The 8795-nt window shown below is 68.3% G+C and carries 9 protein-coding genes and 1 pseudogene; 9 read left to right on the top strand and 1 reads right to left on the bottom strand.

The features are described from left to right. The 9 genes and pseudogenes from E3D03_RS15960 to trpB all read left to right on the top strand — a co-directional run. On the top strand, nt 1-136 hold a 136-nt coding region (locus tag E3D03_RS15960; protein WP_263567764.1), incomplete at its 5' end, for a DUF2312 domain-containing protein. Between the two features lie 1150 nt (nt 137-1286). Beyond that, on the top strand, nt 1287-1871 hold the full coding sequence (locus E3D03_RS15955; RefSeq protein ID WP_263567763.1) for a (d)CMP kinase: 585 nt from the start codon (nt 1287-1289) through the stop codon (nt 1869-1871). Next, complete coding sequence (locus E3D03_RS15950) at nt 1868-2911, top strand: NAD(P)H-dependent flavin oxidoreductase (RefSeq protein WP_263567762.1); 1044 nt, start codon at nt 1868-1870, stop codon at nt 2909-2911. Before E3D03_RS15955 ends, E3D03_RS15950 begins: the two co-directional genes overlap by 4 nt. A 189-nt stretch (nt 2912-3100) precedes the next feature. Then, nucleotides 3101-4780 (top strand): 30S ribosomal protein S1, encoded by a 1680-nt coding sequence (gene rpsA / locus E3D03_RS15945; RefSeq protein WP_026155090.1) that lies wholly within the window; start codon nt 3101-3103, stop codon nt 4778-4780. 199 nt (nt 4781-4979) lie between these two features. Then, nucleotides 4980-5267: an integration host factor subunit beta gene (gene ihfB, locus E3D03_RS15940; RefSeq protein ID WP_017998016.1), complete on the top strand. Its 288-nt coding sequence runs from the start codon at nt 4980-4982 to the stop codon at nt 5265-5267. Nucleotides 5268-5316: 49 nt separating this feature from the next. Further along, nucleotides 5317-5709 (top strand): LapA family protein, encoded by a 393-nt coding sequence (locus E3D03_RS15935; RefSeq protein ID WP_263567761.1) that lies wholly within the window; start codon nt 5317-5319, stop codon nt 5707-5709. A gap of 4 nt (nt 5710-5713) precedes the next feature. Further along, nucleotides 5714-6361, top strand: a complete 648-nt coding sequence (locus tag E3D03_RS15930; RefSeq protein WP_263567760.1) for a phosphoribosylanthranilate isomerase — start codon at nt 5714-5716, stop codon at nt 6359-6361. Further along, nucleotides 6358-6809: pseudogene (locus E3D03_RS15925) on the top strand (GNAT family N-acetyltransferase). Before E3D03_RS15930 ends, E3D03_RS15925 begins: the two are co-directional and overlap by 4 nt. A 52-nt stretch (nt 6810-6861) precedes the next feature. Then, entirely contained in the window at nt 6862-8094 is a 1233-nt protein-coding gene (gene trpB / locus E3D03_RS15920; protein WP_263567759.1) for a tryptophan synthase subunit beta, read from the top strand. 79 nt (nt 8095-8173) lie between these two features. Here the strand turns inward: trpB and E3D03_RS15915 are convergent, their stop codons facing one another. Further along, entirely contained in the window at nt 8174-8791 is a 618-nt protein-coding gene (locus E3D03_RS15915) for a DsbA family protein (RefSeq protein WP_263567758.1), read from the bottom strand. Between the last annotated feature and the right edge of the window lie 4 nt (nt 8792-8795).

Below are 8795 nucleotides of genomic sequence, written 5' to 3'. Positions count from 1 at the left end.
GGCCGAGGCGAAGGCGCGCGGCTACGACACCAAGGTCATGCGCAAGGTCATCGCGCTGCGCAAGCGCGACAAGGACGACATCGCCGAAGAGGAAGCCATCCTCGAGATGTACAAGGCCGCATTGAACATGATCTAGTGCCGAGGAGGCGACCAGCGGCTTGGGATCTGCCGGTGCCTTGCCCTGGGCCTGCAGGGCTGAGGCATGATCTCGCTTCTGCGCGGTATCGGACGACTGGACTGCCCTGGAAAAGTGGCGAGCACCGACTGGCGAGTCAGGAGGTGCTCCATGCCAGGTGCCAGGCCTTGGTCCCTCCTCCAACCGCGCCCGGCGCCCGGCGTATCCGCTGTTCGGCGCGGAGATCTTGCGCCGGGTCTGGCCGGCATGGGCGCGGTCGGGCTGGGCGAAAGCCCGGCGGATCGCGGCAGCCGAGACAGTTCTGGCCGCGCGAGACATGGCAAGGACGTTCCATCCAGTAAACGCGACAGCGCTGCCAGGTGGCTTCGAAAACCCGGGCGATAGCGGCCTTGAGGCCGGCAGGGGGTCGAGGCGGGGCACATACGGTCCAGCGGGCCGTTTTGCCGCCGAGGGCTGTTCACCAGCCGGATCCTGCCAATCAGGGAACGCAGGAACTCGATCCAGAAGGTCTCGGCTTGCAAAGGTCCGATAGCAAGACCAAGGATCTCGCCGGCTGTTGGCGGCGACGGCGATCAGGACGCGACCGGCGCGATGCGACCGCCCTGGCGCATCTTCAGGGAGCTGGCGTCCAGTCAGAGATAGGCCATTCGGGCGGTTCAGGCCCTCGGCAAGCCTCTCGCCATTCGCCACAGGTCTTGAACCAGGGACGCAGCATGGCTCATTCCCTGCACAGCTTCGACACGGTGCTTTTCGAGGTGCCGCCCCATCGTCTGCCCCCAGTTCGGGCATCGGGCAATTGGTGCGGCTGCGATGCGATGGGGCGGGCGAGAGGGGCGGCGAGGGCACCGGGGTGACACGGATCCTGCCGGGGCAGGGCCGCACATTTTTTCCGTCACCTATCTCGGCTTGCCTGCGGCTCGGGGCGTTGCTAGGTTGCGGCACACGACCGGACGAGCCGGGCACAAGACGATCTCGGTGTGCAGGGCGCGGACATGGGAGCGAATTGATAAAACGAAGCAGGTGCCCTCCGGGAATGGTTCGGCCTGGTCTCGCCGTCCCTGCGGTCGGCACCATGTTGGCCGCGAGGCCGGGGCCTTGCCGGTCGGCCGGTCCCGCCAGATCCGGCTCTGTTTTCTAGGCCGAGGACGACATGCCCTTTACCATCGCCATCGACGGGCCGGCCGCTTCGGGCAAGGGGACCATCGCCCGCGCCCTGGCGCAGGAGCTGGGCTTTCAGCATCTGGACACCGGGCTCTTGTATCGTGCCGTGGGCGCGCTTGGCGGCGATCCGGTCGCAGCGGCGCGCGGTCTGGCGCCGGGGGATCTGGCCCGCGACGACCTGCGCACGGCCGAGGCCGGCCAGGCCGCGAGCCGCGTCGCCGCCATCCCCGAGGTTCGGGCCGCCCTGGTCGATTTCCAGCGCCGTTTCGCCCGGGCCGAGCCCGGCGCGGTGCTGGACGGGCGCGACATCGGCACGGTGATCTGCCCCGAAGCCGAGCTGAAGCTTTATGTCACCGCCAGCGACGACGTGCGCGCGCGCCGCCGCGCGCTGGAATTGCAGGCCGACGAAACCGCCATCCTGGCCGAGCTGCGCGAACGCGACGCCCGCGACGCCGCCCGCGACGTGGCGCCGATGCGCCCGGCCGGAGACGCGCTGCTTCTGGACACCAGCGACATGAGTATCGAACAGGCGGTGGCCCGCGCCATCGCCGCGGCGAGGAGGGCCGGAGCATGAGCATCTTGACCGAACTGACCGTGCCGGTGCTGCAGGCGCCGATGGCCGGCACCGCGACGCCGGCGCTGGCGGCCGAGGTCAGCTTGGCGGGTGCCCTGGGCGGCATGGGCCTTGCGACCGTCAGCGCCGCGCAAGGGGCGGCGATGATGGCCGAGGTGCAGGAGCGCATCGGCTCGAACCGCTATCACGTCAACCTGTTCTGCCACCGCCCGGCCGCGGCCGATCCGGCACGCGAGGCGGCCTGGCTCGACTATCTATCCCCGGAATTCCGCCGCGCCGGCGCTGAACCCCCCGCCGCGCTGCGCGAGATCTTTACCAGCTTCCTGGTCGACGAGGCCATGCTGGCCGCGGTGGTCGCGGCGCGGCCGGCGCTGGTCAGCTTTCACTTCGGCCTGCCGCGCGTCGACCAGCTGGCGGCGCTGCGCGCCAGCGGGGCGCTGCTCGCGGGCTCGGCCACCTCGTTGGCCGAGGGCGAGGCGATCCGCGACGCCGGGCTCGATGCCATCATCGCCCAAGGCTACGAGGCCGGCGGCCATCGCGGCATCTTCGACCCGGACGGACCGGACGAGCAGCTTTCGACCATGGCGCTGATCGAGGCCCTGCGCCCCTTGGGCCTGCCGCTGGTTGCGGCGGGCGGCATCATGGACGGGCGCGATGCCGTGCGCTATCTTGATGCCGGCGCGGTCGCGGTGCAGATGGGCACCGCCTTCGTCGCCTGCCCGGAATCCGCGGCCAAGGCCCCGCATCGCGCCCTTCTGGGCCAGCCGGGGCAGGAGACGGTGATGACGCGGGCGATCTCGGGCCGGCCGGCGCGCGGCTTTCCCAACCGGCTGACCGCGCTTGGCGCCAGCGCCGAGGCGCCGCCCCTGCCGGATTATCCGATCACCTATGACGCCGGCAAGGCGCTGGCCGCCGCCGGCGGCACCGATTACGCGGCGCAATGGGCCGGCACCGGCTATGCCCGGGCGCGCGCGATGCCTGCCGCGGACCTGGTCGCGCTGTTGGCCGATGAGATCGCTGAGGCCCGCAAAACCGGCTGAAAGCCTTGCCTCGCCGGGCAATCGCCGCTATATGGCGCCCGTCGGGACAAGCGATGGGGCCAGGACAGGCCGCTTCACATCAGGGTCGGGCGCAAGCCGCGACCCTTTGCGCTTATCCCGGATGACTACAAAAAGACCGGCGGAGCCAACCGCAAGGCCAGAAAACCGTGCAAAGGAAACTGATTATATATGTGCGCTAAAGCGACCATGGAGGAATTCGAGGCCCTCCTGAACGAAAGCCTCGAAATCGACACCCCGGACGAAGGTTCGGTCGTCAAGGGCAAGGTCATCGCCATCGAGGCGGGCCAGGCCATCATCGACGTCGGCTACAAGATGGAAGGCCGCGTCGATCTGAAAGAATTCGCGAATCCCGGCGAAGCCCCGAACATCCAGGTCGGCGACGAGGTCGAGGTCTATCTGGACCGCGTCGAGAACGCCCGTGGCGAAGCCTCGATCTCGCGCGAGAAAGCCCGCCGCGAGGAAGCCTGGGACCGCCTGGAAAAAGCCTATGCCGCCGAGGAGCGCGTCGAAGGCGCCATCTTCGGTCGCGTCAAGGGCGGCTTCACGGTCGACCTGGGCGGCGCTGTCGCCTTCCTGCCCGGATCGCAGGTTGACGTGCGCCCCGTGCGCGATGCCGGCCCGCTGATGGGTCTGAAACAGCCGTTCCAGATCCTGAAGATGGATCGCCGCCGCGGCAATATCGTCGTGTCGCGCCGCGCCATCCTGGAGGAGTCCCGCGCCGAACAGCGCGCCGAAGTCATCGCCAACCTGACCGAAGGTCAGACGGTCGAGGGCGTGGTCAAGAACATCACCGAATACGGTGCCTTCGTTGACCTGGGCGGCGTCGACGGCCTGCTGCACGTCACCGACATGGCCTGGCGCCGCGTCAACCACCCGTCCGAGATCCTGTCGATCGGCGAGACCGTCAAGGTCCAGGTCGTCAAGATCAACAAGGACACCCACCGCATCAGCCTGGGCATGAAGCAGCTGCAGGCCGATCCGTGGGATACCGTGGGCTCGAAGTTCCCGATCGGCTCGGTGCATTCCGGCCGCGTGACCAACATCACCGACTACGGCGCCTTCGTGGAGCTGGAAGCCGGCGTCGAGGGCCTGGTCCACGTCTCGGAAATGAGCTGGACCAAGAAGAACGTCCACCCCGGCAAGATCGTCTCGACCTCGCAAGAGGTTGACGTGATGGTGCTGGAGATCGACGAAGCCAAGCGCCGCGTGTCGCTGGGTCTGAAGCAGACCATGCGCAACCCGTGGGAAGTCTTCGCCGAGACCCACCCGGTCGGCACCGTCATCGAGGGCGAAGTCAAGAACATCACCGAATTCGGTCTGTTCGTCGGCCTGGAAGGCGATATCGACGGCATGGTCCACCTGTCGGACATCTCGTGGGATGCCCGCGGCGAGGACGCGATCCAGGACTTCCGCAAGGGCGACGTCGTCAAGGCGGTCGTGCAGGAAGTCGACATCGACAAGGAACGCATCTCGCTGTCGATCAAGGCGCTGGAAAACGACGCCATGGCCGAAGCGGTCGAAGGCGTGAAGCGCGGCTCGGTCATCACCGTCACCGTGACGGCGATCGAGGACGGCGGCATCGAGGTCGAATACAACGGCATGAAATCCTTCATCCGTCGTTCGGACCTGGCCCGCGACCGTCAGGACCAGCGCCCCGAGCGCTTCCAGGTCGGTGACCATGTCGATGTCCGCGTCACCAATATCGACACCAAGACCCGTCGCCTGGGCCTGTCGATCAAGGCACGCGAGATCGCGGAAGAGAAGGAAGCCGTCGAACAGTATGGCAGCTCGGATTCGGGCGCCTCGCTGGGCGACATCCTGGGCGCCGCGCTGAAGAACAAGGGCTGATCCGCGCGATCGGCTGAAAATGGCGCCCCCGGTCTGCCGGGGGCGCTTTTCATTGCCCGGCCGGCATTTCTGCACCATAAAGTGTTGATATATACCGCAACCAAACCGCGTCCGGCCGCGTTCACCGATTGATTGCCCGGCTGCCCGGACTATGATCGGGCGACAGGAACCCTTGGACCCTCCAGATTCAGGAAGCGCAATGATCCGATCCGAACTGATCCAGAAAATCTCCGAGGAGAATCCCCACCTGTTCCAGCGCGACGTCGAGCGGATCGTGAACACGGTGTTCGAAGAGATCATCGACGCCATGGCGCGCGGCGACCGGGTCGAGCTGCGCGGCTTCGGCGCCTTCTCGGTGAAAAAGCGCGACGCGCGCCAGGGCCGCAACCCCCGCACCGGCGAGTCGGTCAGCGTGGACGAAAAGCACGTGCCCTTCTTCAAGACCGGCAAGCTTCTGCGCGAACGGTTGAACGGCGAGGCCGAATAGGCCAGATTGTCGCCGGCCCGTGAGGGCATTTCATTCTGCGGGGTAAGCCATGCGCGCGATCCGGTTCGCTTTCTTTGTCATTCTGGCCGTGGTGCTGGTGCTGGTCGCGGCAGCGAACCGCGACATGATCACCGTCAGCCTGCTGCCGCCGGCCGTGGCGCCCTTTGCCGGTGGGCAATGGTCGCTGACCATGCCGGCCTTCGTGGCGCTGTTCCTGGCCATGGTCTTCGGCGTGCTAGTCGGCCTCATCTGGGAATGGCTGCGCGAGTCGCATCTGCGCGCCGAATCCAACCGCCGCGCCCAGCACCTCGCCGATCTGCAGCGCGAGATGGGCCACCTGCGCCAGACCCAGGCCGCCGCGCCCCGCGACGAGGTGCTGGCGATCCTCGACAATGCCGGCAAGACGCCCGCCTCGGGCAGCACCCTGCCGGCGCCGCGCTGAAGCCATGGCCGTCTCCGTCAAGATCTGCGGCCTGACCGAGGCCGCCGGCCTCTCGGCGGCCGTCGAATCCGGTGCCCGCTATGTCGGCTTGGTCTTCTTCCCGAAATCGCCGCGCCACGTCAGTGCCGAACAGGCGGCGGCGCTGGCGGTGCAGGTGCCCTTGGGCATCGCCAAGGTCGGGCTCTTCGTGAACCCCGACGACGCGGCCTTGGCGGCGGTTCTGGAGCGCGTGCCCCTGGACCTGATCCAGCTGCACGGCGAGGAAACCCCGGCCCGGGTGGCCGAGGTCCGCGCCCTGACCGGCCTGCCGGTGATGAAGGCGGTCGGCGTGGCCGAGCCCGCCGATCTGGACCAGCTCTGGGACTATGGGCTGGTCGCGGACATGCTGCTGATCGATGCGAAACCCCCCAAGGGTGCCGAGCTGCCCGGCGGCAATGGCCTCGCCTTCGACTGGCGCCTGCTTGCCGGCCGGCAGATCCTGAAACCCTGGCTGCTCGCCGGCGGCCTGACCCCGGACAATGTGCACGAGGCGATCCGCCTGACCCGGGCGCCCGGCGTCGACGTGTCCTCGGGCGTCGAAAGCGCCCCCGGCGTCAAGGACCCCGAGCGCATCCGCCGCTTCGCCGCCCGCGCCACCGCGCCGATCCTGTGACGCCCCCCGTCGCCTTTCGCGAGGCCCGGCGCGACGAGGTTCCCGCGGTGCTGGCGCTCTTGCGCGACGACCCGCTGGGCCGCGGGCGCGAAAGCGGCGATCTCGCACCCTATCTCGCCGCTTTCGACGACATGCAGGCCGAGGCCGCGAACCGGCTGATCGTCGCCTGCTCGGGGATGACGTCATCGCCTGCTACCAGCTGACCTGCATCTCGGGCCTGTCGCTGACCGCCGCCCGCCGCGCCCAGATCGAGGGCGTCCGCGTCCGCCCCGACCTGCGCGGCCAGGGCATCGGCGCGGCACTGATCCGCGATGCCGAAACCCGCGCCCGCGCTGCCGGCTGCACGCTGCTGCAATTCACCACCAACCGCAGCCGGACCGACGCGCATCGCTTCTACGACCGGCTCGGCTTTACCGCTTCGCATATCGGATATAAGAAATCCCTCTGAGGGGACTTCTTTGCTCCCCAAATACCCACCCCGACCGCGCGCGAGGACAGCCATGGCCGAAGACCTGATCAACAGTTTCCTGAACGGGCCGGACGAACAGGGCCGCTTCGGCATCTTCGGCGGCCGCTTCGTCAGCGAGACGCTGATGCCGCTGATCCTGGACCTGCAAGCCGAATACGACCGCGCCAAGGACGACCCGAGCTTCTGGGCCGAGATGGACGATCTGTGGAAACATTACGTCGGCCGCCCCAGCCCGCTCTATTTCGCCCCGCGCCTGACCGAGGAACTGGGCGGCGCGAAGATCTATCTGAAACGCGAGGAACTGAACCACACCGGCAGCCACAAGATCAACAACGTGCTGGGCCAGATCCTGCTGGCGCGCCGCATGGGCAAGACCCGCATCATCGCCGAGACCGGCGCCGGCCAGCACGGCGTGGCGACGGCGACGGTCTGCGCCCGCTTCGGGCTGAAATGCATCGTCTACATGGGCGCGCATGACGTGGAACGCCAGGCGCCGAACGTCTTCCGCATGCGCCTGCTGGGCGCCGAGGTGGTGCCGGTGACCTCGGGGCGCGGCACGCTGAAGGACGCGATGAACGACGCGCTGCGCGACTGGGTCACCAATGTCCGCGACACCTTCTATTGCATCGGCACCGTCGCCGGCCCGCATCCCTATCCGGCCATGGTGCGCGACTTCCAGCGCATCATCGGGCGCGAGACCCGCTGGCAGCTCGAAGAGCAGGAAGGCAAGGGCCGGCTGCCCGACAGCGTGGTCGCGGCCATCGGCGGCGGCTCGAACGCCATGGGCCTGTTCCACCCCTTCCTCGACGATCCCTCGGTCCGCATCATCGGCGTCGAGGCCGGCGGCAAGGGCGTGGACGAGCGCATGCTGCATTGCGCCAGCCTGACCGGAGGCCGCCCGGGCGTGCTGCATGGCAACCGCACCTATCTGCTGATGGACGACGAGGGCCAGATCCTCGAGGGCCATTCGATCAGCGCCGGCCTCGACTATCCCGGCATCGGCCCCGAACACGCCTGGCTCAAGGAGCAGGGCCGCGCCGAATATGTCAGCGTGACCGACGACGAGGCGCTGGCCGCCTTCCAGACGCTCTGCGCGCTCGAGGGCATCATCCCGGCGTTGGAGCCCAGCCATGCGCTGGCCCATGTCATCAAGCTGGCGCCGACCCTGCCCAGGGATCACATCATGGTGGTGAACCTGTCGGGCCGGGGCGACAAGGACATCTTCACCGTGGCCAAACACCTTGGCTTCGACATGAAGATCTGAACGCGGCCCCCGTTCCGCACGCATCAGGACGCGCCCGGCGGCATCCGCCCCGGGCGCGTCCGGCGTTTGGGGGGGCGGGTCAGTGCGCGGCCCGGGCCTCGGCCACCAGTTCGGCCAGGTCGGCGCGCGGCAGATAGCCGAAGACCGCCCGGTCGCCGACGACGAAGCTGGGCGTGCCGACCAAGCCGATCTCGTCGGCCAGTTGCAGCGACCGCTCGATGCGGGCGGTGATCTCGGGCGCTTCCATGTCGCGTTGCAGCCGCGCCACGTCCAGCCCGACCTCGCGCGCGACGCGCAGCACCGAGGCCTCCTCGGCCCTGCCGCGCATGGCCATCAGCGCCCGGTGGAACTGCGGGTATTTCCCCTGCGCCCGCGCAGCCAGCGCGGCCCGGGCGGCATAATGCGAGCCCTCGCCGAAGATCGGGATCTCATGCACCACCAGCTTGACGCCGGGGTCGGATTTCAGGAAGGCCGTGACCTCGGGGGCGGATTTTCGGCAGAAGCCGCAATTGTAGTCGGAAAACTCGACCAGCACCACGTCGCCCCGCGCATTGCCCATGACCGGCAGGTCCGGCGCGTCGAAGACGGCGCGCTTGATCGCGGCGATCTCGGCCGCGTCCTGTGCCGGGGCAAGGCCCGGCACCAGCGACAACCCGAGGCTCAGCGCGACGGCGATTGCGGCAAGGGGGCGGCGCATGGGT

Source organism: Paracoccus sp. DMF (assembly GCF_004407025.1).
GTDB lineage: Bacteria > Pseudomonadota > Alphaproteobacteria > Rhodobacterales > Rhodobacteraceae > Paracoccus > Paracoccus aminovorans_B.
Note: the sequence above shows the minus strand (reverse complement) of the source record. Positions and strands in the feature narration are given on the sequence as shown.